The 25,417-nt window shown below is 59.8% G+C and carries 26 protein-coding genes; 13 read left to right on the forward strand and 13 right to left on the reverse strand.

The genetic code is table 11. The features are described 5' to 3' along the window. The first annotated feature begins 128 nt into the window (after positions 1 to 128). Together MOP87_RS08520 and MOP87_RS08525 are read left to right on the forward strand one after the other, a co-directional pair. Positions 129 to 3,785 (forward strand): CheR family methyltransferase, encoded by a 3,657-nt coding sequence (locus tag MOP87_RS08520; RefSeq protein ID WP_242810398.1) that lies wholly within the window; start codon positions 129 to 131, stop codon positions 3,783 to 3,785. A 393-nt stretch (positions 3,786 to 4,178) separates the two neighbouring features. Continuing rightward, positions 4,179 to 5,057, forward strand: coding sequence for a manganese catalase family protein (locus MOP87_RS08525; protein WP_128610571.1), 879 nt, complete (start codon positions 4,179 to 4,181; stop codon positions 5,055 to 5,057). A 60-nt stretch (positions 5,058 to 5,117) separates the two neighbouring features. Here MOP87_RS08525 and MOP87_RS08530 read toward each other — a convergent pair whose 3' ends face one another. The 3 genes from MOP87_RS08530 to MOP87_RS08540 all read right to left on the reverse strand — a co-directional run bounded on the left by MOP87_RS08530 (position 5,118) and on the right by MOP87_RS08540 (position 7,051). Continuing rightward, the gene (locus tag MOP87_RS08530) at positions 5,118 to 6,242 is read right to left on the reverse strand and encodes a mechanosensitive ion channel family protein (RefSeq protein ID WP_028687000.1); all 1,125 of its coding nucleotides are present in this window, start codon (positions 6,240 to 6,242) and stop codon (positions 5,118 to 5,120) included. A gap of 210 nt (positions 6,243 to 6,452) precedes the next feature. Beyond that, on the reverse strand, positions 6,453 to 6,836 hold the full coding sequence (locus tag MOP87_RS08535) for a low affinity iron permease family protein (protein WP_042139293.1): 384 nt from the start codon (positions 6,834 to 6,836) through the stop codon (positions 6,453 to 6,455). A 65-nt stretch (positions 6,837 to 6,901) separates the two neighbouring features. Continuing rightward, positions 6,902 to 7,051 carry a hypothetical protein gene (locus tag MOP87_RS08540; protein ID WP_154665190.1) on the reverse strand — a complete coding sequence of 50 codons (150 nt, stop codon included), beginning with the start codon at positions 7,049 to 7,051 and terminating at the stop codon, positions 6,902 to 6,904. A 127-nt stretch (positions 7,052 to 7,178) separates the two neighbouring features. Here MOP87_RS08540 and MOP87_RS08545 point away from each other — a divergent pair, with 127 nt between their 5' ends. Both MOP87_RS08545 and MOP87_RS08550 read left to right on the forward strand, forming a co-directional pair. Further along, complete coding sequence (locus MOP87_RS08545) at positions 7,179 to 7,892, forward strand: DUF72 domain-containing protein (protein ID WP_242810399.1); 714 nt, start codon at positions 7,179 to 7,181, stop codon at positions 7,890 to 7,892. Positions 7,893 to 7,965: 73 nt separating this feature from the next. Continuing rightward, positions 7,966 to 8,190 (forward strand): hypothetical protein, encoded by a 225-nt coding sequence (locus tag MOP87_RS08550; protein WP_027914742.1) that lies wholly within the window; start codon positions 7,966 to 7,968, stop codon positions 8,188 to 8,190. Positions 8,191 to 8,372: 182 nt separating this feature from the next. On the opposite strand, the gene MOP87_RS08555 is transcribed toward MOP87_RS08550, so the two are convergent. Beyond that, a complete protein-coding gene (locus tag MOP87_RS08555; RefSeq protein WP_027914743.1) occupies positions 8,373 to 8,618 on the reverse strand; it encodes a hypothetical protein in 246 nt (81 codons plus the stop codon). Positions 8,619 to 8,803: 185 nt separating this feature from the next. Here MOP87_RS08555 and MOP87_RS08560 point away from each other — a divergent pair, with 185 nt between their 5' ends. Beyond that, positions 8,804 to 9,913 carry a Gfo/Idh/MocA family oxidoreductase gene (locus MOP87_RS08560; RefSeq protein ID WP_242810400.1) on the forward strand — a complete coding sequence of 370 codons (1,110 nt, stop codon included), beginning with the start codon at positions 8,804 to 8,806 and terminating at the stop codon, positions 9,911 to 9,913. 42 nt (positions 9,914 to 9,955) lie between these two features. On the opposite strand, the gene MOP87_RS08565 is transcribed toward MOP87_RS08560, so the two are convergent. Further along, positions 9,956 to 10,426 carry a hemerythrin domain-containing protein gene (locus tag MOP87_RS08565; protein WP_027914745.1) on the reverse strand — a complete coding sequence of 157 codons (471 nt, stop codon included), beginning with the start codon at positions 10,424 to 10,426 and terminating at the stop codon, positions 9,956 to 9,958. 100 nt (positions 10,427 to 10,526) lie between these two features. Next, complete coding sequence (locus MOP87_RS08570; RefSeq protein WP_082693216.1) at positions 10,527 to 12,281, reverse strand: glycoside hydrolase family 15 protein; 1,755 nt, start codon at positions 12,279 to 12,281, stop codon at positions 10,527 to 10,529. A 224-nt stretch (positions 12,282 to 12,505) separates the two neighbouring features. Between MOP87_RS08570 and MOP87_RS08575 the strand changes: the two genes are divergently transcribed. Then, on the forward strand, positions 12,506 to 12,799 hold the full coding sequence (locus tag MOP87_RS08575) for a DUF6555 family protein (RefSeq protein ID WP_027914747.1): 294 nt from the start codon (positions 12,506 to 12,508) through the stop codon (positions 12,797 to 12,799). A gap of 75 nt (positions 12,800 to 12,874) precedes the next feature. Here MOP87_RS08575 and MOP87_RS08580 read toward each other — a convergent pair whose 3' ends face one another. Both MOP87_RS08580 and MOP87_RS08585 read right to left on the reverse strand, forming a co-directional pair. Continuing rightward, on the reverse strand, positions 12,875 to 13,435 hold the full coding sequence (locus MOP87_RS08580) for a hypothetical protein (RefSeq protein WP_128610570.1): 561 nt from the start codon (positions 13,433 to 13,435) through the stop codon (positions 12,875 to 12,877). Continuing rightward, entirely contained in the window at positions 13,392 to 13,895 is a 504-nt protein-coding gene (locus MOP87_RS08585; protein ID WP_028687005.1) for a CinA family protein, read from the reverse strand. Before MOP87_RS08585 ends, MOP87_RS08580 begins: the two co-directional genes overlap by 44 nt. Before the next feature lie 165 nt (positions 13,896 to 14,060). Here MOP87_RS08585 and MOP87_RS08590 point away from each other — a divergent pair, with 165 nt between their 5' ends. The 4 genes from MOP87_RS08590 (at position 14,061) to MOP87_RS08605 (ending at position 17,252) form a co-directional block, all read left to right on the forward strand. Continuing rightward, positions 14,061 to 14,294 carry a PLDc N-terminal domain-containing protein gene (locus tag MOP87_RS08590; RefSeq protein WP_197874696.1) on the forward strand — a complete coding sequence of 78 codons (234 nt, stop codon included), beginning with the start codon at positions 14,061 to 14,063 and terminating at the stop codon, positions 14,292 to 14,294. Positions 14,295 to 14,303: 9 nt separating this feature from the next. Beyond that, positions 14,304 to 14,468 carry a hypothetical protein gene (locus tag MOP87_RS08595; protein ID WP_165919250.1) on the forward strand — a complete coding sequence of 55 codons (165 nt, stop codon included), beginning with the start codon at positions 14,304 to 14,306 and terminating at the stop codon, positions 14,466 to 14,468. 111 nt (positions 14,469 to 14,579) lie between these two features. Next, positions 14,580 to 15,104, forward strand: a complete 525-nt coding sequence (locus MOP87_RS08600; RefSeq protein ID WP_023536033.1) for a hypothetical protein — start codon at positions 14,580 to 14,582, stop codon at positions 15,102 to 15,104. A gap of 114 nt (positions 15,105 to 15,218) precedes the next feature. Next, complete coding sequence (locus MOP87_RS08605) at positions 15,219 to 17,252, forward strand: PAS domain-containing sensor histidine kinase (RefSeq protein ID WP_145279192.1); 2,034 nt, start codon at positions 15,219 to 15,221, stop codon at positions 17,250 to 17,252. 54 nt (positions 17,253 to 17,306) lie between these two features. On the opposite strand, the gene MOP87_RS08610 is transcribed toward MOP87_RS08605, so the two are convergent. The 3 genes from MOP87_RS08610 to MOP87_RS08620 form a co-directional block, all read right to left on the reverse strand. After that, on the reverse strand, positions 17,307 to 18,512 hold the full coding sequence (locus MOP87_RS08610; RefSeq protein WP_027914752.1) for a zinc-dependent alcohol dehydrogenase: 1,206 nt from the start codon (positions 18,510 to 18,512) through the stop codon (positions 17,307 to 17,309). Between the two features lie 114 nt (positions 18,513 to 18,626). Then, positions 18,627 to 19,799, reverse strand: a complete 1,173-nt coding sequence (locus MOP87_RS08615) for a PAS domain-containing sensor histidine kinase (protein WP_242810401.1) — start codon at positions 19,797 to 19,799, stop codon at positions 18,627 to 18,629. Beyond that, positions 19,796 to 20,605: an alpha/beta hydrolase gene (locus MOP87_RS08620; RefSeq protein WP_242810402.1), complete on the reverse strand. Its 810-nt coding sequence runs from the start codon at positions 20,603 to 20,605 to the stop codon at positions 19,796 to 19,798. Before MOP87_RS08620 ends, MOP87_RS08615 begins: the two co-directional genes overlap by 4 nt. 227 nt (positions 20,606 to 20,832) lie before the next feature. On the opposite strand from MOP87_RS08620, the gene MOP87_RS08625 reads away from it, so the two are divergent. Further along, positions 20,833 to 22,431, forward strand: coding sequence for a histidine kinase famiy protein (locus tag MOP87_RS08625; protein ID WP_028687009.1), 1,599 nt, complete (start codon positions 20,833 to 20,835; stop codon positions 22,429 to 22,431). Between the two features lie 85 nt (positions 22,432 to 22,516). Continuing rightward, a complete protein-coding gene (locus tag MOP87_RS08630) occupies positions 22,517 to 22,756 on the forward strand; it encodes a hypothetical protein (protein ID WP_088522954.1) in 240 nt (79 codons plus the stop codon). Positions 22,757 to 22,835: 79 nt separating this feature from the next. On the opposite strand, the gene MOP87_RS08635 is transcribed toward MOP87_RS08630, so the two are convergent. Next, the gene (locus MOP87_RS08635) at positions 22,836 to 23,243 is read right to left on the reverse strand and encodes a response regulator (RefSeq protein ID WP_027914757.1); all 408 of its coding nucleotides are present in this window, start codon (positions 23,241 to 23,243) and stop codon (positions 22,836 to 22,838) included. Between the two features lie 161 nt (positions 23,244 to 23,404). Then, on the reverse strand, positions 23,405 to 24,100 hold the full coding sequence (locus MOP87_RS08640) for a type 1 glutamine amidotransferase domain-containing protein (protein WP_027914758.1): 696 nt from the start codon (positions 24,098 to 24,100) through the stop codon (positions 23,405 to 23,407). Between the two features lie 232 nt (positions 24,101 to 24,332). Here MOP87_RS08640 and pstS point away from each other — a divergent pair, with 232 nt between their 5' ends. Further along, positions 24,333 to 25,364, forward strand: coding sequence for a phosphate ABC transporter substrate-binding protein PstS (gene pstS, locus MOP87_RS08645; protein WP_242810403.1), 1,032 nt, complete (start codon positions 24,333 to 24,335; stop codon positions 25,362 to 25,364). Positions 25,365 to 25,417: the final 53 nt, after the last annotated feature.

Here is a 25,417-nt window from a genome sequence, read left to right on the forward strand (position 1 = left end):
CTAGGGCGATGAAGTGCCAACCGACCGCCTGGCAGGGCATGCGGTTTTTTCCGGGTGTTCCGGCGCTTGACGGGGGTCATACAGGAAAACCACGTCACTTCGTGGATGTTTTCAGACAGGAACCAACGATGAACAGCCCGTCCAGCACCGCCGCCAACACAGATCGAACCGTACCCAGCCAGCTTGGGTTTCCGGTGGTAGGCATTGGTGCCTCGGCAGGCGGTATCGCCGCGCTCAAGGTTTTCTTCGAACACATGCCGGTTGAGAGCGGCATGGCATTCGTCATCGTGCTGCACCTCTCGCCCGATCATCAGCGCGTCGCGGACGGGATCATTCGGGCCGCGACTTCCATGCCGGTCGTACAGGTAAACAGCTGCGTGCCCATCGAGCCCGATCACGTCTATGTCATTTCACCTGCCTGGCAACCGATCATGACTGACGGCCACCTCAAGGTCGTTCCCTCTTCGCGGCCTTTGGGAAAGCATGTCGCCATCGATTTGTTCTTCCGTGATCTGGCCGATGTGCACAAGCAGCGAAGTTACTGTGTAGTGCTTTCCGGTGCAGGCAGTGATGGTGCAGTGGGCTTGTCGCGTATCAAGGAGCAAGGTGGCATCACCTTGGTGCAGAGCCCGGCCGATGCCGAATTCGACGGGATGCCGCTGGCTGCCATTGCCACCGGACTGGTCGATGCGATACTGCCGGTAGCCGACATACCGCAAAAACTGCTCGGTTTCTGGATGGGCATGCGCAGCATCCGTGTCGCCGATGCAGAGGCCGGAATCCAAGCCAAGGCTGCGCAAGCGGGAGAGGATAGCGAGCAGGCGCTGCAGGACATTCTCATGACCCTGCGCAACTGTACCGGTTACGATTTTCAGCACTACAAGCGCGCGACGGTCATACGGCGCATCGAACGCCGCTTGCAGATCACTGGCCGGGCCGACCTGCCGAGCTACCTGCGTCATCTTGAGCAGCACCCTGATGAGGCAAAGAACCTGCTCGAAGACCTGCTGATCGGTGTGACGAACTATTTTCGCGACCGGGAAGCCTTCGAGGCGCTCGAGCGCTTGGTATTGAGCGTTGTCTTGAACCCAGGTGGCCCTGAGGACAAGCGTGAAGACGTGCGAATCTGGTCCGCTGGCTGCTCAACGGGAGAAGAGGCCTACAGCCTGGCGATACTGTGTGCCGAACACCGCAAACTTGAGCCTGCTCTGCTCAAGCTGCAGGTATTTGCCACCGACATCGACGAGCGCGCGATTGCCATAGGTCGGGCGGGGATCTACCCGGAGGCGATCATCACCGATGTATCGACCACGCGCCTGCGCCAGTACTTCGCCAAGGAGAACGATCACTACCGGGTAAGGAAGGAAATTCGTGAGAAGGTTCTGTTCGCCAGGCACAGCTTGCTTTGCGACCCGCCTTTCTCACAGGTAGACCTGATCGTGTGTCGCAACGTGCTCATCTATCTGGATCGCGAGATCCAGAAACAAATGCTGCAGATGTTCTATTTCGCGCTACGCCCTGGCGGCTACCTGTTCATGGGCTCCTCGGAGTCTGCTGACCTGTGCCCGGAGCTGTTCAAGGCGGTCGATAAACGCAACCGGATTTTCCGCGCCAATGTCGCCGCCAACATCCCCGTCGAGCAAAATCAAAATCAGGTGATGACGAGCCTGGAGAGCGAGCTGCATCGCACCAAGCTGCACCTGCAGGAAACCATCGAAAAGTCGGAAGTCTCCAGCGAAGAGCTAGAAGCTTCCAACGAAGAAATGCAAGCCATCAACCAAGAGCTGCGCTTGGCTACCGAAGAGCTGGAAACCAGCAAGGAAGAGCTTCAGTCGATCAACGAAGAATTGCTCACGGTCAATTTCGAGCTCAAGAGCAAGGTCGAAGAAACCGACAAGATCAACGACTACCTGGCCAACCTGATCGCTTCTACCGACATCGCCACAGTGTTCGTGGATCGCAATATGCATATCCGCTGGTTCACGCCGCGAGCGCAGGACATCTTCAGCATGCGCCAGACGGACACGGGCCGTTCGCTGCTGGATATCACCCATCGGCTCGATTATCCGAAAATGACCGAGGACGCTGCTGCGGTTCATCAATCGCTGACCGTCAGGGAACGAGAGGTCAGTAGCAGTGACCGACGCTGGTACATCGCTCGTCTGTTGCCTTATCGCTCGAGCGAGGACCACATCGACGGTACGGTGCTCACGTTCATCGACATCACCAAACGGCGTGAAGCTGAACAGGACCTGCGCCTGGGACAGGAGCGCATGCGACTGGTAGCGGAAAGCACCCAGGACTTTGCCATCATCATCCTGGACGGCAACGGCGTCATCTGTGAGTGGAATCGCGGTGCGGAGTCTATCTTCGGCCACAGTGCCGAGCAGATTGCCGGCAGCCATTTCGACGTGCTGTTCACGGACCAGGATCGAGCTGCTGGTGTACCTGAAGCCGAATTGCGCAAAGCCCAGGTAAATGGGCGTGCCGAAGACGAGCGCTGGCATTTGCGTCGCGACGGGAGCCGCTTGTACTGCAGCGGGGAAACGGCGCGCTTGCGTGGTGATACCCCGGGGTACGTGAAGATTGCCCGTGATATGACGGGGCAGAAGCACCTGCAGGATGAACAGGGCAAGCGCCTGGCTGAGACACGTACCAGCAGCTTGCTCAAGGATGAGTTCTTCGCCTTCATGTCGCACGAGCTCAAGCATCCGCTGAACCTCATTCAGCTCAATGCCGAGATATTGCGCCGACTGCCTGCCGTGCAGTACACGGCCAAGGGTGGCAAGGCGCTTGCCGTGATCAACGACGCAGTGACCAGCCAGACCCGCATCATCGATGATTTGCTAGACGTCGCTCGCCTGCGGACCGGAAAGCTCATGCTCAAGAAAGAGCTTCTGGATCTGGCCGATATGCTCAAGTCGATACATGCCATGGCCATTGAGGAATACCCCACGGCCCGGATCCTCCTCGTACTGCCCGAACCGCGCGGTCCGATGGTGGTTCATGGTGATGCGAGGCGGCTTGAGCAGATCATCTGGAACCTGATCAACAATGCCCTGAAGTTCAGCGGCCCGCAGGCATGGGTCACGGTCGAGCTCTCACTTACCGAAAAAAACGTGCGTTTGGCTGTCAGCGACAACGGCCCTGGCCTGTCTGCAGATGATGTGACAGACATCTTCGAGCTGTTTCGGCAGCCCCACCACACCCGTCATCACGGTGACGGCCTGGGCATCGGGTTGTCACTGGTCAAGCAACTGGTGCAGGCCCATGGCGGTACTGTGAGCGCACACTCGGCGGGGCTGGGGCTTGGTTCAACATTCAGTGTTCAGCTGCCGCTGTCGCAGCGCACCCTTGGGAAGGGCGCAGCCAACCCAGACGCTGGGCCCAGTGAAGGCAGGCTCAAGGGCGTTCATGTCTTGCTGGTAGACGATTCTGCGGACGTTGTGGACGTCATGCGGATGCTGCTGGAAATGGAAGACGCCCACGTTACTACGTTCCTCAATCCGGTTGAGGCGCTGGAGAATGTGGGAGGGCACCGGTTCGATGTGATACTGACCGATATCGGCATGCCTGAAATGGACGGGCACGCATTCATCACGGCGATTCGTGAACAAGCTCAGTATCAGGCGACGCCTGCAATCGCGTTGAGTGGCTATGGGGTCAGCCCGCCAAGCCGGGAGGGTCGGGTCGCGCACTTCGACCTGCAACTGACCAAGCCCGTGCACTACGACGAGCTGGTAGGCGCCATTGAGTCACTCTGTCGTGCCTCGCAAACGCTTTGAAAGGAAATCGGTGGGCAGTGCAGCTCACCGGCTTAGCGGCACATTCGAGGGCCACCTGCCGAGAGTCTCGCCAGTAAGCCATATCTTGGACAACTTGCGCCCGGCACGTTCGCGCGCCATTGAACGTGCCTTGGGTTATTGCCGCCATGGACTTTTCCCCATCCACTACTTGCACGCCATTGCTTGGCGCGTTTCGTCAGCCTGATGTGAATTACTTGCGCGATAGGCCGTGGGGCGTCGGTCCCTTGAGAACACAGGGCTCACTTGTGTGACCCCGAGAGGGGCAAACGACCAGGCCAAACGGCTGGCCGACCTAGCGATGAGAATCGTTGATCAACGTTGAAACGACCGGTGTGGCGCCCGCTGCGTCGGCACGATGATGAGGATTTACCGATGTTCATGCACAACAAACGATTGCAGTACACCGTCCGTGTCTCCCGGCCCGACCCCGGCCTTGCGAACCTGTTGCTCGAACAGTTTGGCGGGCCCCAGGGTGAACTTGCCGCCGCGATGCGTTATTTCACCCAGGCCGTGACCGAGGATGATCCAGGGCGCAAGGACATGTTGTTCGATATCGCCACCGAAGAACTCAGCCACCTCGAGATCATTGGGTCGATTGTGGTGATGCTCAACAAAGGTGCCAAAGGCCGTTTGGCCGAGGGTGTGGAAGCCGAGGGTGAACTGTATCGATCACTCACGGGCGCGGGTAACGACTCGCATGTCACCAGCCTTTTGTATGGTGGTGGCGCTGCGCTGGTGAACTCTGGAGGCATTCCCTGGACGGCTGCCTACATCGACACCATTGGAGAGCCTACGGCAGACCTGCGTTCGAACATTGCCGCCGAGGCCCGCGCCAAGATCGTGTACGAGCGTCTGATCAACGTGACCGATGATCCCGGCATCAAAGATGCGCTCGGTTTTCTGATGAGCCGAGAAATCGCCCATCAGATGTCTTTCGAGAAGGCGCTGCATTCCATTCAGCCCAACTTCCCGCAAGGCAAAATGCCGGGTGATCCCGAGTTCAACCGCACTTACTTCAACATGTCCCACGGCGGTGAGGTGCGCGGATCGTGGAACGAAGGTCAGGATTGGGTCTATGTAGATCAGCCGCAGCCGGCTGTGGATGGCGGTAACGGTATGGCTTCGGTGGCGTTGGATGGAGCCAGTGCGGACGCAGTGGAGGCCATGAAGCTAAGGACCATGTCCGATCCCGACCTGCAACCGATGACCGGTGCCGAACTGGGCAAGGTCAATGGTGATGAGCCTATGTGAGACGGCAGGGCAGCGGACCGCCGGGTCCGCTGCCACGTTCAAGCGTCACAGGTGACGCTCTCAAGCCCCCCGCATACCCAGGTTATCTCGCCCTTGCGCATGCACGTTCGCCTCCTGCGGCAGCGCCGTGACCTTGATGGCCCGCACCGGTACGGCGAACTTGGCGCCGATTTTCGAGAACCGCTCAAGCAGCTTGAAGTTGATGGCCTGTTGAATGTCCATGTACAGGTTGTAGCCTGGGTCCTGCACGATATAGACACATTCGAACTCAAGCGCTTCCTTGCCGAAGCCCCGCAGATGGGCGCGGTCGAAGCGTGCTTGCGTTTGCGCCTTGATCGCTTCCTCTACGATCCCGGGTGCCTTCTTCACCGCCTCGGTAGGCGTGTCATAGGAAAGACCAAATTCGAACACGATGCGTCGTTCTTGCAGGCGCTTGTAGTTCTGGATGGTGCTGCTGATCATGCTGGCATTGGCCATGACGATCTGCTCGCCGCCCAGGCTGCGGATGCGCGTGGTTTTCAGGCCCACATGTTCGACGGTACCGGCCAATGGGCCAATGACGATGAAGTCGCCCACCTCGAACGGCTTGTCCACGGCGATGGACAGCGAGGCGAACAGGTCACCCAGAATGTTCTGCACAGCCAGGGCGACCGCAATACCGCCCACACCCAAGCTGGCGACGAAGGCGGTGATGTTCACGCCCAGGTTCGACAGCATGGCCAGTAGCACGATCGACCATAACAATACCCGCGCACCCCAGGCCGACAACGTGGCAAGGGCACTGCTCTGCTGGGAACCGTCCGGATTATGGCGGGTGAAGTAGCGGTCCAGGCCCAGACCGATGGCACGGTTGACCCACAGGCCGATCTGCAACGCGGCGACGACGAACCAGAGGCTGCCGACCCGGCTCAACCAACGCTCCGGCAGGTCGAGCATGCTCAACCCCACCAACAGTGAAGCCAGGAACAGTAGCGAGTTGCTGGTGCCTGACAGTACTTTCTCAACCACATGGCTCAAGGCACCGGAGTGAGATGACCAGTGCTTGACGCGCCGCTGTACGAAGCTTATGGCGGCCCTGGCCACCAGGAACGTCAGGACGGCCACAGTGACGGCGAGTAACAGGTTCAGAATGGAAATACCGAAGAACGTGGTATCGGTGAAGAGTGTAATGATGCGATCGCTCATGAAGGCTTGCCTCCTCTAGCAAAGATTTCGAGGTGTCAGGCGTCGAGCAAAACAATTGCCCTGCGAGTGGTTATCAGAGGGTGGGTGCACATCGATCATAAGAAGATGAACAGTGCAGACCGGGTAAGGGACCGTGCGCCCGTAGGCCATTGATTGGCCCACGATTGACAACAGGTGGGGCCCCGTCCAGCGATGCGCTGAGAGGGCTCCTCATGGATGCGGCACATCGTCTTCAAGCGTTGCGCCGGTACGCGCAGCCAGCGCACGGTATTCCTTGCGCAGCTCGCGCAGGGTCTTGCTGTCCATGGCCTCCAGGTCCAGCACCGAACGTTGCGCCGATTGAGTGGCGCGGATCAGCTCATCGAGCTTGACGTGAATGATGTCGTTGTCCCGGTTCTGGGTGTTTTGGATCAGAAACACCATCAGGAATGTGATGATGGTGGTCGAGGTGTTGATGATCAGTTGCCAGGTATCGTTGTAGTGGAACCATGGGCCGGAAACCGCCCACATGATGATGAGCACGATGGCCATCAGGAATGTGCTGGGGCGGCCAGCCTGGTTGGATAGCCACTGACAGAACTGCGCGAACTTCATCGGATCCCTCCTGGTGATTGCAGTGGTTTGCGGCGGCGCAGCGTACGCCGCCAGGTGTGAAACGATCAGCCGTCAGATTGTTCTTCAGGTGGCACCTGGCCTTCCGGCCATTCCGGAGCCGGCTCTGTGGGCGCCTGTTCAGGTGTACCAATGGTGTCACCCGGATTGTGGGGTACGTCGTCCACATAAGGGTCTGGATGATTGGGGTCAGTCATGTTGGATTCCTCTGGGATGTGCTGCGTTAGTGCCCAGCCCGTTGCCGGGTGTTCCATCGATCTGCCCAGTGGAACGTCCTGACACTGAAGCGGCTCCATCATTGAGTGAGTTCAACGGACTACTGAGATGATCTACTTAGGCTGTGCAGGCTGGAGTCTGCCCAAGGAGCATGCCCCGGCTTTTCCCGAGGCAGGCAGCCATCTGGAGCGCTACGCTGCGCGCCTGAGCGCTGTGGAAATCAACAGTTCGTTCTACCGGCCCCATTGGCCGAAAACCTACGCGCGCTGGGCCGCATCGACACCTGAGGGCTTTCGCTTCTCGGTCAAGGTACCCAAGGCCATTACCCATGAGATGCGTCTGCAAGGGTGTGAAACGGCGTTGGACAGCTTTCTGGCCCAATGCGGGGAGTTGGGGGAGAAACTGGGCTGCTTGCTGGTCCAGCTACCACCGTCGCTAAGCTTTGACGAAGCGGTAGCCAGGCGTTTTTTCGAAGCGCTGCGCCGCCGGTCCGACAAGCCGGTCGTCGTCGAACCTAGGCATGCGACATGGCGTTCAGCGCAAACGCTGCTGATTGACCTTCAGGTGGGACAGGTGGCGGCAAGTCCGCCTAGATTCGCGCTAGATGGCCAGCCCTCAGGATGGCCAGGCATAGCGTATTGGCGGTTGCACGGCGTACCGGTTTTGTATCACAGCGCTTATTCCGATCCATGCTTACGGCAGCTTGGCGCGCAGGTGACACGTACCCATGTTCAGGGGGCGATCACCTGGTGCATCTTTGACAACACAGCCAGTGGCGCCGCCGTGGGTGATGCGTTGACGGTTCGCAGTCACCTGGGCTAAGCGAAGCGGATCAAACTTTTCCCCGGCGTTGCGCTCTGCTCATAAAGACACCCTGTTGAAGTTGGAGATGCCCATGAAAGACACTCATACCCACACCGGCGACAAAGTCCCGCGTCCGATCTCCTCTGAGGAAGCGCAAAAAGGCGAGCAGTCACCTGATCCGGTGTTGGAACGCCCTGATCCGGCCACTGAGGCCGTAGACAAGGCGATCACCCCGACATCCATCAAGGAACTGGAAGAGCAGACGCGGGCGATCGAGCAGCAGACTGAAAACGTCGAAAAGCGCCTGGATCGCTAAGCGATGGGGTCGTTTTGCTGCATGCGCTGGGCTTTCCCGAAATTGAAGCCAGCGGCTTAGTGCTGCAATGGGCCGCAAAGCGGCCCCACGATTTGAGCTGGGCGCCTGACATTCAACTTGACACCTTCAGCTACCGGGGCCGGCCCGGCGCTCCGGCAAAGGCACTTACACCTAGATCCACGTCAACCCGGCTCCATCCTCGTATTCTTCTTCCATCCTCGCAGATTCATGACGCACAGCGTGAACTGCAGAATGATCAGCGCCCAGGCCTCGGCGTGCCAGCCCCAGGCCGCCCATAACAGATTGCTTGCAATGAAACAGCAGAAGCCGACTTTGCGGCGGGCGGGTCGCCGCGACCCTATGCACCATGCTGCCACTACCGTCAGCACCATGGCCGGCCATTCCAGCCAATCGATCCAATCCTCCATCGCGCTGTCCTCGGTCTTGGTTTGTTCGTGGGACAGGCCAGCTGAAGACGGGTTCAGATCGATCCTCTACCCGGATACGCATGGCCATGACAGCGCGGGCACACACGTTTTTTTGAACCTCACCCAGCCTTGGCTTGCCCACTTGAGAGGTACTGCTTTGAATCGTGATCAAGAGGAGGGATGTCATGCCCAGTACAGCACGCAAGGTCCGTTATGGTGTAGTGGCCGGGGGCTCGATTTCCCAGGGTGCGTTCATGCCTGGTATCGGGCAGACCGACAACTCGGAAATTACCGTCCTGGTCACCGGGGATGAGGAAAAAGCCCGACAGTTGGGCGAGCGTTATGCCCTGCGCACCTACCATTACGACCAGTATGCTCAGATGCTTGCTGCGCGGGAGGCGGATGCGCTCTACATCGCAACGCCTAATTTCCGTCACCGTGAATTCGTGGTGCCGGCGCTCGAAGCCGGTATTCATGTATTGCTCGAAAAGCCCATGGGCATCAGCGAAGCCGACTGCAAGGCCATGATCGAGGCCTCGAAACGCACTGGGGCGAAGCTGATGGTTGCCTACCGTCTACACTGCGAGCCTGGCACGCTGGACATGATCGAGCGGGTGCACAAGGGCGATTTCGGTGATCCCAGGTTGTTCACCTCTATCTTCACGCAGCGGGTCAAGCCCAATAACCACCGTGCCCAGAATGGTTTCGAGGCCGGGCCGGTGCCCGACATGGGCCCCTATCCCCTGAACATGGTTCGCCAGTTGTTCAACGCCGAACCCATCGAAGTCTCGGCCATGGGAGTTCGCTCGCCTGGCAGCACCATGGACACCTGGGACACGGTCACCGTGAGCCTGCGCTTCGAAGACGAACGACTGGCCCAGTTCACCGTCAGCTATACCTTGCCGTCTACCGAGCGGTTCCAGCTATTGGGCACCAAGGGCGAGATCGAGGCTTCACCGTGCTTTGGTTATGGGGAAGGGGTGGCGATCAGCTACAGGGCCACCATCGATGGCGAGACGCGTGTGCACGTTAACCCTGTGGTGGATCAATTTGCTGGGGAAACTGCTTATTTCTCCGACTGCATCCTCAACAACGTAGCGCCCGAACCCGACGGGGAGGAGGGGTGGCGCGATGTACGGGTAGTCGAGGCGATCAAGCGAGCGCTTGAAACCGGTACGCCACAACAGCTGGAACCGCTGCCCGCTCGCCCGTTCGCGCGGCGATCCGAACAACGCAGGGCCTTTGCCCTGGCCCCAGTACCGCCGATGGTCGATGCCGAATCGCCGGCAGAATAGCGGGTGAGCTGCGCGCTCCCTTGAGGGGGCGCGCAGGCTTGATCACGCGGCTCGCTGCTCCGACTTGCCCTTGAGCAGTTTCTTCTGCGCCATCATCGTCTTGCCCATCTCCTCGAGTTGCTGCTTACCCAGCAGCTTGCGTGCCGTAGGGAACAGCTCGCTTTCTTCTTCCTCGATATGATGCTCCAGCAACTCTTTCATCACCTTGACCCGGCCTGCAAACTCGACCGTGCCGGTGTCTGTGCCTTCAAGGTCAGGCAGCACCAGTGAATCGACGGTACGGTGCTCTTCCTTGGCCTCGTAGTACATCTTTTCCTCTTCCTTGCCGCCAGCCTCTTTAATGGCCGGGTACAGGATTTCCTCCTCCAGCGCGGTATGGATAGTGACTTCCTGCTTGATGCGTTCCAGCAGTTCGGCACGCTTTTTCACCGCGCGCTCCGTTGTCGAAGACAACTCTTCGAGCAGTTTCTTGACCAACTGGTGGTCCTGGGTCAGCAATTCGATGGCGTTCATGGATCACCTCTGCAGGTTGTTGTAATCACGGTTGCCATGGGTTGAGTCGAGCGCCAGGCCATCAGTTCCGCTGCGCAGATGACGTGCCTGGCGTGTACCCTCATCTACACGGTGCGCGGCCACCCAGTGCCAACGCTGCGCGCAGCGCCGCCAGGTGCGTGAGGCCTTGCGGCAGGTTGCCCAGGTACTCTCCCGTGCCAGGGTCGACCATCTCCGAATAGATGCCTGCGCCATGGGCAAGGCCTTGCAAGGCAGCTTCATAGGCGTGCTGCGCGCGTTCGTGTTGGCCGAGCAGTACCCAAGCCTCTACCAGCCAGAACGTGCACGCCAGGAAGCAGCCTTCCTCCTCGACCGCACCGCTGTAGCGGTAGTGGAAGGGGCCTGCCGACAAGCTTTGCTGCACAGCCTCCAGGGTGCTTTGCAGCCTCTCAGGCGCCGGATAGCCGAAGCGCACCGCCAGGGCGATACCTGCGTCCAGCCGATCGCTGCCTGGGTAGAACACATACGCCTGGCGGCCCTCATGCCAGCAATGGGTTTCGATCCACTCGAAAACACGGTCACGCTCGCGCGCCCAGCGCTGCCGGCAGGTTGTGGGTAGATGGCCGCCGTCGGCCAGTTCGATGGCCCGGCTCAGGGCCTGCCAGCAGCTGATCTTCGACAGGGTGTAGTGCCGCGTTTCTGGTAACTCCCAGATACCGGCATCGGGCTGGCGCCACTGGTCTGCGCATTGATCGGCCAGCCGTGACAGCAGCACTGCACTGCTGCCGTCCAGGATGTTGCCGGTGTCGATGAAACAACGGGCAGTTTCGAAAATGTCGCCGAACACGCCGTGCTGCAACTGGTCGCGGGCGTCGTTGCCCACTACGGGCGGGGATTGCTTGTAGCCCGGCAGGTCGATGGTGCGTGTGCAGTCACCGATGGCCCCGTCCAGGGTGTAGAAGACCTGCGCGCCGTGCTCGGCCAGCCTGCGCAGCAACCAGGTAAACGCAGCCTTGGCTTCAGGCTGAGCGCCAATGCCGAGGAAGGCTTCGATGGTATACCCGGCATCGCGTATCCATGCGAACCGATAGTCATAGTTCTTGGTGCCGCCTATGCGCTCTGGCAACGACGTGGTGGCAGCCGCCATGATCGAACCGCTGGGTGATGACAGCAACAACTTGAGCGCCAGCGCGTTGCGTATCACCACTGACTGATAGGGGCCTTTATAGATGAGGCTTTTCGACCACTGCCGCCATTCACGATCAGAGCCGTCGATGCGTTCATCGATCAGGCTCAGTGGCGGCACCACCAAGGGCTCGTCACGCCCCGCGATCAGGGCCACCACGGTGCGTTGCCCCGGCGAGGTGTCGAGTGTGGCGCGCACGCCTATGTCGTCCTTGCGCCGCACGCTGATCTGTTGATCATGCAGGAACATCCCGAGAATATGGCCTGCGTGAAAAACGCAGCCGTTGTCGTTGGGCGTGAGGTACGGGCTAACCGTGTCGGCCTGGGTACCAAAATCGATGGCGATCTCAAGCGTGACCGACCCTTCGATGCCCTCGATACGGCGAGCCAGTTCCGCCCAGGGTAAGCGCCCGGCAGGCCCGCTGTTTAGCGATTCGGTCAATCGCACGCTGCCGGTAGAGGTGATGTACTCGGTTTCCATCACATTGCTGCCGGGGCGATAGCGACGCTTTGCCTGATAGGGCTGGGTTGGGGTGATGGCAAAGTAACCGCCGGTCCTGGGCGAGAGCAGTCGATCGAACAGAGGGGGGGAGTCCATGTGGGGCACGCACCACCAGTCGATGGAACCGTCCAGGCCCACCAGTGCTACCGAGCGCCCATCCCCAAGGGCCGCATACTGCTCCAGCGCCAGCCAGCCACCGGTATCTCGTTGGGGCTCGGCACATTGCCGCGGGCTTTCAGATACGTCTTCCACATTGCAGCTCCTGCACCTTTTGTACAGGTGTGACTGAAGCGAAGCGACAACAGTTCGGCACAAATGGGCAACGGCAAGACGATGACTGTCGGGTCAAAATAAATGGAATTTTTTGTTACGCCTTTGGCTCCATTAGGCTGAGTTTGATGGAGGAGAGTCCAATGGCAGGACAACAACTGTATGTAATCGAGTACGAGCTACACGGAGAATTCAGGACTTTCATCATTCGACTGGAACGCATGGACAACGCCGAGGCCTGGCACTGGGCGAGTTGCGATGCAGGCGTCGGTATCATCCCGCGGTTCGGTCAGCACAAGATCAAGAAAGTCAGCCGACCCATGGCTGAGCGCTATGGGTTGACCAACGTGCGGTGGCGGGTCTCGGGCAAAGGCCCGGAGTTCGTCGCGCCGGCGGTGGACATGACGAAATTCGCGGTTGCCACTGAGAAGTCCTGAATTAGATTGGCGACACGCCGGTGGCACGGGCCCCGGCGTGTTCGTGTTCAGGCGTGTGTGTTCAGCCGTTCAGGGCTACGGGTACAGGAGTGTCGATAGTCGCACGGCGCTGTTGGCGCCGGCCCGTACGTGACCTGTGACCTGACCAAGTGCTTCATGGCGCACGGTGAGGTGCAACGTGGCCAGCCCTGCTTCGTCTGTCGCCACTTCAACGAGCATTGCCTTCCCTTGGGTTTGAATGCGCAGCGGTTGCGGTTGCACGGTTTCGATGCTCGCCTCCTGAAGCATGCTGCCGCCGAGCTGAACCCAAAGCGGCTTGCTCGGCGCTCCCCTTACTTCAATCGTAAGATCGGCAGGGCTTGCGCTGCGAGTGAGTCGTTTGTATTGCACCTGCACCTTGCCATCGGCGCTGCTCGCCTGGGTATCGATCAGCCAGGTACTGGCCGGCATTGCGGCCATTACCACACCCAGGGGCAGCAAAAGTGCACACCACTTAATGCGTCCGGCGGGCCAAAAAGGGTGGTGCGCATTAGCGCTTTCGGGCGCTGGATAATGCTTGGAAATCATCGGGTGCTCATTCATCGAGATGTGATCAGGCTCGTTCGCCGCGTAGCCAGCGTTGGTGATAATGCGCAAGTTGCGACAACCCATAGACTGCCCCCTGGCGCATCACCTCTTCACGCTCGGCAAAAAAACGTTGGGTGCCGGTAAAAACGGCAAGCGGCTCACCCGCGAATGCCCAGGCAAAACACAGCGTACCTGGCGGAATTTTGCCTTGCGCGGCAGGCCCCGCTACGCCCGTGGTGGCGATGGCGACGGTAGCGTTGCTGTCTTTCAATGCGCCCAATGCCATTTCCCAGGCCACCGCTTCGCTGGTCAGGCCATAGCGCTCGATGGTCGTGGGGCTAACGCCTAGCAGACGCTGCTTGGCAGCGGGGGAGTAGACGACGTAGCCGCTCTCGAGCACCTCGGCTGTTCCTGGCAGGGCGGCCAGTGCCGCTACCATGGCGCCTGCAGTGCAGGACTCGGCAGTGGTCAGAACAAGGTCATGTTTTTTCAAATACTCGAAAACGGACTCAATCGGGTCAGTGACCATACCTGTAACTCGCGCAGCATTTTGCAGTGGACGCGAGCGCAAGGCTTTTGGTTCAGTGCACGTGTGCCCGCCCGTCCATCGCGCAATAATCGAGCTGAACTTAGCAGGACTTTCATGCTTCCTCTTTAAAGAGGTTGAAAAACCGATCAAACCTGGAGAGCGGTTATGAACGAGCCTGTGACGTACTTCTGGATTGCCGTGGCGGTCCTCATTCTACTGGTGGACTTGTGGGCGATCGTCAGCGTGTTTCGTAGTGACAAGACCGATGCCACAAAGGCGGCCTGGGCGCTGTTGCTCCTGGCGCTGCCTGTTGTGGGTCTGGCGATCTGGGGTATTTGGGGGCCGCGTGGCATCAAGCGCGGCACTGGACCTTCTTCCCCTGAACATAGCAAAGGCTGAGGTGTCTTCATGAGCACATCGAATGAGCAGGACGCCAACCGCGTTGAGCAAGCGCGTACCACAGGTGAAGAAGAGCGAGACAATGACGCTCACCGTCCAGACGGGTCTACGGGCACCGAACAGGACACTACGGCGCAGAAGACCGCCAGGGATGTGCCTGCGCACAAGCCGTAAAGCAGTGTTCAGCCAGCTTCGCTACATCGCGCGACGTCAACGGCAGTCAAGCGCTGTTGACTGGCGCGTGGGCATTGTCCCTGCCCGTGAATACTTTCTAGGAGCCGTACTGTGCCACGTATCATCACCCCAGCCACCCCGGAGCACGAAATCCAGGAGCATAATGCCCGCATGTTCGGCTCGCCCAAGGAGCGGCTGGACTTCTACCGACAGGAAATCCAGTACGAGACCAGCATCCTTGCCAATCGTACGGATGCTTATCTGGCTGCCCAGTCATTTCTAGTGATTGCCTACGCATCTGCCATGGGCAACACCAATCAGAGTTGGGGTGAAATGTTCACGTTGGTGGTGCCGCCGTTTCTGGCGCTGCTTGGCGTGCTCAGTTCACTGAACGCCTGGCCAGGTATTCACGCCGCCTACAAGATCATCGAGCATTGGCAGCTCAAACAGAGCCATCTGCTGCGAAGCGAACCCATGATGGGCCTGGCTTATGACGAGTCGCCCTTGTTCAGCGAGACCGAAACCTCCCAGGCCGGTCATCGCAAGTCCTTGCTGTTCTCGCTGCGTACACCCTGGATTTTCCTCGTGTGCTGGGTCTTGCTGGGGTCATACGCCATCTTTATTCAGTTGGCATAAAGACCAGGCCTTTCAACTCTTGGCCGCGGGGCCCATGATAGGCGCCTTTTGCGCAGCGCGACGTGCCCGGTGCCCGGTGCCCGTGCTTGTACTCAGGAAGTTCGAGGTCGATCGATGAATCAACGTACCGCTGGTATCGATGCCAGTGGCCAGGATGATGCCGCGTTAACCGCAGAACGGTTGCAGCTTGCGCTGGACGCGGGCGCGATCATCGGCACGTGGGTATGGGATATACCCAATGACAGGGTTACGGCCGATGAGCGTTTTTCGCATTCGTTTGGCTTGCCGCTGTCCAAATGCCTGACAGGGATGCCTCTGGCAGAAGCGTTTGCCTCCATCTATCCCGATGACCGCGAACGCGTCGCGCAAGCCATTCAGGCGGCCACGGCCCTGGGCGGCCCGTTTCGCTGTGAATACCGGGTCCGCCAGGACGATGGCTGTTATCGGTGGGTTGAAGCCAACGGTCGAGTCGAGCTCGATGAGCAGGGCATTGCGGTGCGCTTTCCTGGTGTGCTGATGAACATCGAGTCACGTCGCAAGGCCCAGGCCGAGCGCGACCGCATGTCCACGTTGCTGCGTACCTTCACTGCCGCGGTTCCCGGCGTGGTGTACGCCAAGGACCTGGAGGGGCGCATGCTGGTGGCCAATCATGGCGCCACGCAGCTGATTGGCAAGCCGCCGGAATTCTACCTGGGCAAGACCGACCTTGAGTTCCTCGAGGATAAGGAGCAGGCCAGGCAGGTGATGGAAACCGATCAGCGTGTGATGGCTGGCGGGACGGCCGTGCAGGTCGAAGAGCGGGTGGACATGCCAGACGGGTCGGCCACGTATTGGCTCTCGGTCAAGGCACCGCTGCTCAGTGACGACGGGGAGGTGATCGGCTTGGTAGGATCCTCCATCGACGTCACGGCCCGCAGGCAGGTAGAGGAGCAACTTCTTGAGCTCAACCGAACGCTCGAGGCGCGTGTTGCCCAGGCGGTAGCCGAGCGGGAGGAGGCCGAAGCCGCTTTGCGTCAGGCCCAGAAAATGGAAGCGGTTGGACAATTGACTGGGGGCATTGCCCATGACTTCAACAACTTGTTGGCGGGCATTTCGGGCAGTCTTGACCTGATCAGGTCTCGCCTGGCCCAGGGCCGTCATGAGGACGTTGAACGCTACATGACCGTGGCTTACGGTGCTACACGCAAGGCCGCCGCGCTGACGCACCGACTGTTGGCGTTCGCCAGGCGCCAGACCCTGGTGCCCGTGCAGACGGATGTCCATGCGCTGATCGATGGTATGGCTGAGCTCGTGCGCCGCACGGTAGGCCCTTCCGTGAAGCTGGAGGTCCAGTTGTCCGCTTCGTTGCACACGTGTCTGGTCGATCCCGTCCAGCTTGAGAACGCATTGCTGAACCTTTGCATCAATGCGCGCGATGCCATGGACGGTAACGGCCGGATTTGCATTCGCACGGCAGACAAGCGCATCGATGGGGATGCAGACCCTGAGATCGCTTCGGGCGATTACCTGAGCATCTGCGTCACGGATGAGGGCATTGGTATGGACGCCGCAACCCTCTCGCGGGCGTTCGAGCCATTTTTCACCACCAAGCCGCTAGGTGCAGGTACGGGGCTGGGTCTGTCGATGGTGTACGGTTTTGCCCGCCAGACCGGCGGACATGTGCACATCGAGTCGGCGCCGGGGCAAGGCACTCGGGTCTTTGTGCAATTACCGAGTCACGGTGGGCCTGCCCGTGTGGTCAGCGACAGCGTTGCCCCTGCAGTGAATCACCGGGCGCGGCCGGGTGAAACGGTATTGGTGGTGGACGATGAAGCGTCGGTGCGCCTGTATGTCAGTGAAACGCTCAGTGGAATGGGCTACGTCGTCATCGAAGCAGCCGACAGCCTGGCGGGTTTGCAATTGCTGCGCTCGGACACGCGTATCGACCTGCTGATCACCGATGTCGGACTGCCTGGCGGGTTGGATGGCAGAAAGATGGTCGACGTTGCAAGGGGGATCAGGCCGCGGCTGCCAGTGCTGTTCATCACTGGCTATGCACCGCCCACCCCTGAGCAGCAGACCTGGCCCACCCATGGCGGGATGGTACTGAGCAAGCCATTCGATCATGACACGTTGGTCGGGGCCTTGAGCACCCTGATGCACGCGTGAAGCCGGGCTCGGCCCGCTAACCGCGGGCCAGGCCACAGACAGCGTGGAATGCCCTTAAATCGGTACCTCGGGAGCCAGCGTACCCGCCGCCGCACCAGGCACCAGAATCACCTTGCGGCAGTCATCCTTTTTCTGGTCGAACATCTTGTAGCCCATCGCCGCTTCCTCAAGCGCCAATCGATGCGTCACGATCAATTCAGGTTGCAGCCGGCCAGCCTCGATATGCTCGAGTAATTCTGGCAAGAACTTCTGAACGTGGGTCTGACCCATCTTGAACGTCAGGCCCTTGTCGAACGCGTCGCCGAACAGGAAGCCATGGATGAACCCGGCGTACACACCAGGGACGCTTACCACGCCGCCGCGCCGTACGGCAGCAATGCATTGACGCAGCGCCTTGCCGCTGCTGCCTTCGATCTTCAGGGCTGTCATGACGGTTTCGGTGGTGCTGCCCTTGGCCTCGAAGCCTACTGCATCGATGACGGCATCAACGCCGCGCATGCCCGGGGTTAGCCGAATGATGCTGTCGGCAGGGTCATCGTCCTGCTCGAAATTAATCGGTACTACCCCATAAGCGTCGCGGGCAAACGTCAGGCGGTAGTCGTTGTCGTCGACCAGGAAAATGGTGTGAGCGCCCAGCATGCGAGCGCAGGCTGCGCTCAACAAGCCGACGGGGCCCGCACCGTAGATGGCTACTGTCGAACCCTGGCCCACTTGCGCGTTGGTCACTGCCTGCCAAGCGGTGGGCAGAATATCCGACAGGAACAGCACCTTGTCGTCTGACAGCGAAGTGGGCACCTTGAAGGGGCCTACGTTGGCCTTAGGTACCCGTACATAGTCCGCCTGACCGCCCGGGATCCCACCATACAAATGGCTGTAGCCGAACAGCGCTGCACCTGGTGGAATGATTTTCTTGTTGATGATGGCGCCGCGGCCTGTGTTAGTCGTCTCGCAGGCGGCAAACAAGTCGTGCTGGCAGAAGAAGCAGCTGCCGCAAGCGATCACGAAGGGAATCACGACGCGGTCACCAACTTGCACATTGGTCACCCCGCGGCCGACATCCTCGACGACGCCCATGAACTCGTGGCCAAAAATATCACCCTGTTCGGTTTGTGGAATCTTGCCGTGATACAGGTGCAGGTCAGATCCGCAGATGGCAGTGGCGGTAACCCTCAGAATGATGTCGTCAGCGTCTTGCAGGATAGGGTCCGGAACCGTGTCGACTCTTACATCCTGTGCGCCGTGGTACGTCAATGCTCTCATGGTTCAACTCCTGCGAAGGCGAGTGTGTTATGCAGGGGAAACCACAGGACAAACAAAAGTTCAGGTCAAAAGCTCGGCGGGCATGCGGACACGCGCATACCCGTGCCGTCGTGCTCAGTCTGCCAGTAACGGTAGGCGTATCGTGAAAGTGGTACCGAGCGCCGCATCCGAAGCGACGGTGACATCGCCGCCATGGGCCAAAGTGATTTCGCTGACGATGAACAGCCCTAACCCGACAGAGCGCACCGAGTCGGCACGGTCCGTGCCCCGAGTCATAGGTGCAAACAAGGATGTAAGCAAGGTATCAGGAATGCAGGGGCCATGGTTGTGCACGCTGATGACGGCGCCATGCTCATGAAGATCAGTGGTAACGGTGACGGGATGGGTGAGGTCACCATAGGCCACACTGTTGGCCACCAGATTGCCAATCATTTGTTGCACGCGGTCTGGGTCCAGCGCACGTTGACCCTTGCCTTTGCATAGGTGACGAATGCGCGCCTGGGCGAAGGCGACTCTCAATTCGTTGACGCTTTGATCGACCGTCGAGCACAGGTCTATCGGTTGACGGCAGATGGTGATGCCTTGGCCAATCCTGACCGAGGCAAAGTCGAGCAGATCAGCGATCATGCGCCTGGCGCGCTCCGAAGAATGGCTGATACTGCCCAGCAGACGCCGTTCCTTATCCCTGTGCTCACCGCGTTCGAGCAACTGCGTCGCCATCTTGATCGCAGTCAGCGGGTTTTTCAGGTCATGACTGGCGATGGCGACCATCTGTTCGGCAAAGGCTGCGCGTCGCTGGGCGCTCTGGTAGGCGTCGGCCAGCTCGGCCTTGGCTTGCTGCAACGCAGCCTCGGCCTCAGTGGTCTGCGCCAGCAATTGCTCGGCGCGGCGCCGGGCGGTGAGCAATTCACGCTCGTAGCGATCCCGCTCGATGGTGCCGAACAGCGCCAGCTCGTGGAACACGCCGTGGGCATATTGACGGCGCACGCCATTGAGCAACATGGTGATGACGTGACCGGTGCGGTGCCGTACTTCGAGCTTAACCTCGGCGACCGAACCCTGCATTTTCATCAGCGGCGCCCAATGGGTCTGATGGAAAATTCGTCCGCCCATGGTCAACAGCTCCTGAAACCTGCACTGCGTCAGGTCCTCGGGCGCGTAGCCCAACCACTTGCAGAAGGTCCGGTTTGCCCTCACGATCACGCCCGTCTCGGTGGTGACCACCAGGCCGCAGGGTGCCCCTTCGAACAACGCGTCGACAGCCGGTATCTCACCCGCGCCGGTCATGGCCCCGGTGCCCAGGGTTGCAGGAAGGCGTCCATGGCCTGGGAGCAGGCTGTAGGGGCACTCATGTGCGGGCAATGGCCGATGTTGTCGATCAGGCACAGCGTGCTGTTGGGCAGCACGGCATGGAGGTACTGGCCCACGGAAACTGGCGCGATAAGATCGTCGATGGACTGAAGAATCAACACGGGCGTAGGCAGGCCCTGCACATCCAGCCGGTTGTCAGACAGGAACGTGACACGCGCGAACTGCCGAGCGATGTCAGGATCGGTGCGGCAGAAACTGTTGGTCAGCTCCTCGCTCAGCATAGGCTGGCCCGGCGCGCCCATGATCACCGGCGCCATGGTACTCGACCAGCCCAGGTAGTTGCTGTCCAGTGTTTCGAGCAGTTCGTGGATATCCTCCTGCTTGAAACCGCCGATGTAGTCGCCGTCGTCGATATAGCATGGCGATGGGCCGACCATTACATGAGCTGCAATGCGACCAGGTTGCTGTCGATCCGCCAGTGCACCAATCATGGCGCTGACCGAATGACCGACCAGAATCACGGGGCCTTGGCCGTATTCTGTGATTATCTCGTTCAGATCCGCTGCATAACCCGCCAAGGAGTCGTAACGGACGCGATCGTACGCCGATAAGTCCGATTGCCCAGCACCAACCAAGTCGTAGGTCACGATGCGAAAGCGCGCTTGAAAATGCGGCAACAGGTACTTCCACATCGATTGATCGCAGCCAAAACCGTGGGAAAAGATCAACGTGACAGGGCCAGCACCGGTGATGCGCACGTGGTTACGCGTAGATAAGGTCATGGCTTTCCAAGAGGGTGTGCAGCATCCGTGGCAGGGTGGGTGGGGCATGGCTTGGGCAACGCTGGCTGTTGAATCTACCGCTTACAAGCAAGCGTAGGCCGGAGATGACGAATCGACATTGGCCATCGAACAATAGTTTCGTAAGCAGCCGCTATTGGCGGAGCAATTTACCGCTTGGCGTTGTCAAGAAGTGACGAGTTGCACCATTGCCCAACCAGGAGAGTCACGTGACGGAAAAGAAGGCCCGCGTCAGCAATCAGGCGACCGGAGACATATCCAACCTGCCGCACGACATGTTCTTCGCTGCCGTGCAAACGACGCGCATGCCCATGATCGTGACCGATCCCAGCCGCGACGACAATCCTATCATCTTTGCCAACCGCGCGTTTCTGGAAATGACCGGTTATGAATCCGGTGAGATCATGGGGCGAAATTGCCGCTTCCTGCAGGGCCCCGAGACTGAGCGGTCGGTGGTCGACGCTATCCGTGAGGCGATCGAGAAGCGCGTGGATATCGCCACCGAAGTGCTCAATTACCGCAAGGACGGCTCCAGTTTCTGGAATGCGCTGTTCATCTCGCCGATTTTCAACGAGCGTGGCGACCTGATCTACTTCTTCGCCTCGCAGTTGGACGTCAGCCGTCGGCGCGATGCCGAGGATGCATTGCGTCAGGCGCAGAAGATGGAAGCTCTGGGTCAGTTGACGGGCGGCATTGCTCACGACTTCAACAACTTGCTGCAAGTGATGGGCGGTTACATGGGGCTGGTGGCCAGCGAGACCGACAAGGCGCAGCCGGACCTGAGCCGCATTCGCCGAAGCGTCGGGCATGCGCAAACGGCGGTCGATCGTGCCAGTACCCTCACCAAGCAGTTGCTGGCCTTTGCCCGCAAGCAGAAACTGCACGGCCGCGTGCTCAACCTCAATCATCTGCTCGATGACGTGAGCCCTATCATCGAGCGCACCTTCGGCGCCCAGGTGACGGTCGAATACGACTTGGAAGAGCACTTGCGCAACTGTCGCATCGACCCGACCCAGGCCGAAGTGGCACTGCTGAACATCTTCATGAACGCTCGCGACGCTCTGATCGGTCGCAAGCGCCCCCACGTATTCATCGAAACGCGAAACGTGCACGTAAGCGACATCAATCTGTCCTTCGACGGCCTATTGCCGGGCAGTTACGTGAGCATTTCCATTACCGACAACGGCATCGGCATGCCTGCCAGCATTCGTGATCGCGTCATGGACCCTTTCTTCACGACCAAGGAGGAGGGCAAGGGCTCGGGGCTGGGTCTGTCCATGGTGTATGGCTTCGCGCGTCAGTCCGGCGGCGCTGCCAGGATCTACACCGAAGAGGGTGAGGGGACCACGCTGCGCTTGTATTTCCCGGTGGACGAAGCCAGCCCGATTCAGGAAAAGCCCGTGAAGCTGGTCGAGCGCAGTTCCGGTACCGAGAGGATTCTTATCGTCGAAGACCGTCCAGACGTTGCGGAGCTGGCCAAGATGGTGCTGGAAAACTATGGCTACGACGCCGACATGGTGCTCAACGCACGCGAAGCGCTGAAGCTTATCGAAGCGGGTGAGCGCTATGACTTGTTGTTCACCGACTTGATCATGCCCGGTGGCATGAATGGGGTGATGCTGGCGCGCGAGGTGCGTCGCCTGCAGCCGCAGATCAAGGTGCTGCTCACCACCGGCTACGCGGAGAACTCGATCGAACGCACCGACATCGGTGGCTCTGAATTCGATGTGATCTCCAAGCCCTGCCAGCCCCATGATCTGGCACGGCGCGTGCGACAGGTACTGGATGGTCATACGGGTATCGTGTGAGGCCGGCTCGCTCGATTACCAACCGGAGTGAACCATCGGTCACTCCTTGGGTTCGATTGAAAAAGCGAGCACCAGGGAGACCGGCATGACGGCATTCATTGAGCAGCCTTCTACTGACCTGATGTACTTGGAGGCAATCAACCGTTGGTTTTCTACCTTCGATGATGACGTGGCACGCTGCGCCTGCCCCCGTGCCTCCCACCAGGAACTGCTGCGTCAGGCGGACGAGATGAAGCGGCTCGGGCTGATCGCTAGGCAGCAGTGGCGGGACCTTCGACAACTGGCTGACCAATCGTTGCAGCAGGCACTGGAAGGCGCCCGCTGAAACGGCTCGACCGCAATCGATGCAGACTCACTTCCAAGGATCGGTAGCATGCGGTCGATCCGAACTGGCTGAACCTGGATCAAGCCGCAGGCTGAGCGCGAAGCGAAGCTGAACGCGCGAGCTGATCACTGATCACGCCGATGAAATGATCCAGGGTCCAGGGCTTGGGCAGGAATATAGCGCCAGAGGGGAGGGCACAGCTTGACGGGTCGTGATAACCACTCATGACCACGATGCGAGTGTCAGGCTGCGACTGGCCCACCTGGTAGGCCAGCTCCAGTCCGTTCACCGCACCAGGGGTGCGGACATCGGTGAGGAGCATCGAAAATGCCGAGCGCGAGGTTATTTCCAGGCCTTCCTGTGCTGTTTCCACGCTGGTTACCGCTGCGCCCAGGTCCTCAAGGGCAATGGCGATCAGCTCACGGATGATAGGTTCGTCCTCAACCAGCAGAACGGTCGGACAGCTTGGGAATTCGCACGTTTTCATGGCAATACTCTGGCTCTGCGCACGCTGAATAAAGGGAACATCCGATGTAGACTTGCAGCCAGAGGTGCAAGCGATAGCTGTGCGCTACCGTTGTGACCTCGGGCTGTAGCAAAAAATTCCTTTGCGTAGCGTTTGCTGCTTTGCGATGCACAAACCAATGCTCAGGCGCCGGGTTCCTGGGCTAACCGTTTAAGCAATGCCTTGGCAGTTGCTGCTGAGGATGCCGGGTTCTGACCTGTAATCAGATGCCCATCCTCGACCACATGGCTCGCCCAGTCTTCGGCCTTGGCATAGTGTGCGCCATGGCCCCGCAGCATGTCCTCCACCAGAAACGGGACGACGTCGGTCAGACCCACGGCTTGCTCTTCACTGTTGGTGAAGCCCGTGACTTTTTTGCCCTTGACGACAGGGTGACCGTCAGGCGCCTTGACGTTTTTCAACACGCCCGGTGCATGGCATACCGCTGCGATGGGCTTGTTGGCGGCATAAAAGGCCTGCAGCAGAACGATCGAGTCCTGGCTTTCGGCCAGATCCCACAGTGGGCCGTGGCCGCCTGGATAAAAAACGGCGTCGAAATCATAAGGGTCGACTTCGCCAAGGGGGACGGTATCGGCCAGGGCAGCCTGGCCCTCGGTGTCTTTGGCGAAGCGTTGAGTGGCCTCGGTATGTGCATCGTCTTCGTCACTTTTCGGGTCCAGCGGCGGCTGCCCGCCCTTGGGCGAAGCGAGCGTGACGTCGGCGCCGGCATCCACGAATGCGTAATAAGGTGCCGCGAACTCTTCCAGCCAGAACCCGGTTTTCTTGCCGGTGTCACCCAGTTGGTCGTGGGACGTCAACACCATCAGGATCTTCTTCATGCAGGTTTGTCCTCCAGCTCAGGTTGTGCAGGGCCGCTGCCCTGATAAGGGTGGGAGTGCGGTAAACGGTGAGTGTTCCATGGACGTGAGCGTAAGGCATTGAAAAAATGCCGCAGCTCAATGGGGCGCAGGGCAGGGCGTGGCGTGGAGAGGAGCGCGGTGCCACGCGGTGGTCACAAAGCTGTAACACAGCTGATGCAAAGTGTGCCGGCCATCACACGGAGCGCTTTCAATGATACGCCTGATGAAGTCTGCTGCACTCGCCGTTGCGGTCTCCCTTTGCGCCACATCGGCTTCGATCGCCGCAGAAAACATTCGCCTGACCGGTTCCGGGGCCAGCTTCCCCGCACCCATCTACCTGACCTGGTTCAAGGACTTCAGCAAGAAGTCCGACGGCGTGACCGTCGACTACCAGTCCAAGGGCAGCGGCGCCGGGGTGCAGGATTTTCTGAACAGGACCGTGGACTTTGCCGCCAGCGACTCGGCCATGAGCGAAGCTGACATGGCCAAGGTGGGCGAGGGCGTACAACTGCTGCCCATGACCGCCGGCGAGATCGTGCTGGCCTACAACCTGCCTGGCAACCCGAAAGGGCTCAAGCTGCCGCGCGAGGTGTACTCCAATATTTTCCTTGGCAACATCACCCGCTGGAACGACCCGCAGATCGCGGCCGCCAACCCGGAGCTCAAGCTGCCCGATACCCCCATCACCGTCGTGGTGCGTGCCGACTCCAGTGGCACGACAGCGGTGTTCACCAAGCACCTCTCGGCTATCAATGGCGACTTCAAGCAAAAGCTGGGTGAGGGCAACACGGTCAACTGGCCGGCTACCGACAAGTTCATCAAGTCACCTAAAAACGATGGTGTGACCGCCACCGTACGCCAGACCCCAGGCGCCATTGGCTACATTGAGTACGGTTTTGCCAAGTTGGCCAAGGTGGACTTCGCCCAACTGCAGAACAAGGCCGGGCAGTACGTGGTGCCCAATGCCGAAAGTGGCGCCGAGGCCCTGGCCGCCGTGAACATGCCGGAAAACCTGGTGGCCTGGCTGCCTGATCCGGACGGCGCCAAGTCCTATCCCATTACCTCCTACACCTGGATGATCTTCCGCAAGGACAATGGCAACCCCGCCAAGGCCAAGGCCATGCGCGACATGGTCGAGTACAGCCTGACCGAAGGGCAGAAGATCGCCGACTCGATGGGCTACATCCCGCTGCCGCCTTCGGTGGTCGAGCAAGTGCGCAAAGCCTCCGCCAACATCAAGTGATACCGGCGTCCCCGGCGTGCGCCTGATACGCCGGGGGTGTCAGCACCCTGTCC

The sequence above is a fragment of the Pseudomonas sp. I3-I5 genome, assembly GCF_022699445.1.
In the GTDB taxonomy this organism is placed as follows: Bacteria; Pseudomonadota; Gammaproteobacteria; order Pseudomonadales; family Pseudomonadaceae; genus Aquipseudomonas; species Aquipseudomonas fulva.

What these genes read in the sequence shown, in the direction of transcription:
- MOP87_RS08520 (WP_242810398.1), top strand. Translation starts at nt 129, where the DNA reads ATGAACAGCCCGTCCAGCACCGCCGCCAACACAGATCGAACCGTACCC.
- MOP87_RS08525 (WP_128610571.1), top strand. Translation starts at nt 4,179, where the DNA reads ATGTTCATGCACAACAAACGATTGCAGTACACCGTCCGTGTCTCCCGG.
- MOP87_RS08530 (WP_028687000.1), bottom strand. Translation starts at nt 6,242, where the DNA reads ATGAGCGATCGCATCATTACACTCTTCACCGATACCACGTTCTTCGGT.
- MOP87_RS08535 (WP_042139293.1), bottom strand. Translation starts at nt 6,836, where the DNA reads ATGAAGTTCGCGCAGTTCTGTCAGTGGCTATCCAACCAGGCTGGCCGC.
- MOP87_RS08540 (WP_154665190.1), bottom strand. Translation starts at nt 7,051, where the DNA reads ATGACTGACCCCAATCATCCAGACCCTTATGTGGACGACGTACCCCAC.
- MOP87_RS08545 (WP_242810399.1), top strand. Translation starts at nt 7,179, where the DNA reads ATGATCTACTTAGGCTGTGCAGGCTGGAGTCTGCCCAAGGAGCATGCC.
- MOP87_RS08550 (WP_027914742.1), top strand. Translation starts at nt 7,966, where the DNA reads ATGAAAGACACTCATACCCACACCGGCGACAAAGTCCCGCGTCCGATC.
- MOP87_RS08555 (WP_027914743.1), bottom strand. Translation starts at nt 8,618, where the DNA reads ATGGAGGATTGGATCGATTGGCTGGAATGGCCGGCCATGGTGCTGACG.
- MOP87_RS08560 (WP_242810400.1), top strand. Translation starts at nt 8,804, where the DNA reads ATGCCCAGTACAGCACGCAAGGTCCGTTATGGTGTAGTGGCCGGGGGC.
- MOP87_RS08565 (WP_027914745.1), bottom strand. Translation starts at nt 10,426, where the DNA reads ATGAACGCCATCGAATTGCTGACCCAGGACCACCAGTTGGTCAAGAAA.
- MOP87_RS08575 (WP_027914747.1), top strand. Translation starts at nt 12,506, where the DNA reads ATGGCAGGACAACAACTGTATGTAATCGAGTACGAGCTACACGGAGAA.
- MOP87_RS08585 (WP_028687005.1), bottom strand. Translation starts at nt 13,895, where the DNA reads ATGGTCACTGACCCGATTGAGTCCGTTTTCGAGTATTTGAAAAAACAT.
- MOP87_RS08590 (WP_197874696.1), top strand. Translation starts at nt 14,061, where the DNA reads ATGAACGAGCCTGTGACGTACTTCTGGATTGCCGTGGCGGTCCTCATT.
- MOP87_RS08595 (WP_165919250.1), top strand. Translation starts at nt 14,304, where the DNA reads ATGAGCACATCGAATGAGCAGGACGCCAACCGCGTTGAGCAAGCGCGT.
- MOP87_RS08605 (WP_145279192.1), top strand. Translation starts at nt 15,219, where the DNA reads ATGAATCAACGTACCGCTGGTATCGATGCCAGTGGCCAGGATGATGCC.
- MOP87_RS08610 (WP_027914752.1), bottom strand. Translation starts at nt 18,512, where the DNA reads ATGAGAGCATTGACGTACCACGGCGCACAGGATGTAAGAGTCGACACG.
- MOP87_RS08615 (WP_242810401.1), bottom strand. Translation starts at nt 19,799, where the DNA reads ATGACCGGCGCGGGTGAGATACCGGCTGTCGACGCGTTGTTCGAAGGG.
- MOP87_RS08620 (WP_242810402.1), bottom strand. Translation starts at nt 20,605, where the DNA reads ATGACCTTATCTACGCGTAACCACGTGCGCATCACCGGTGCTGGCCCT.
- MOP87_RS08630 (WP_088522954.1), top strand. Translation starts at nt 22,517, where the DNA reads ATGACGGCATTCATTGAGCAGCCTTCTACTGACCTGATGTACTTGGAG.
- MOP87_RS08635 (WP_027914757.1), bottom strand. Translation starts at nt 23,243, where the DNA reads ATGAAAACGTGCGAATTCCCAAGCTGTCCGACCGTTCTGCTGGTTGAG.
- MOP87_RS08640 (WP_027914758.1), bottom strand. Translation starts at nt 24,100, where the DNA reads ATGAAGAAGATCCTGATGGTGTTGACGTCCCACGACCAACTGGGTGAC.
- pstS (WP_242810403.1), top strand. Translation starts at nt 24,333, where the DNA reads ATGATACGCCTGATGAAGTCTGCTGCACTCGCCGTTGCGGTCTCCCTT.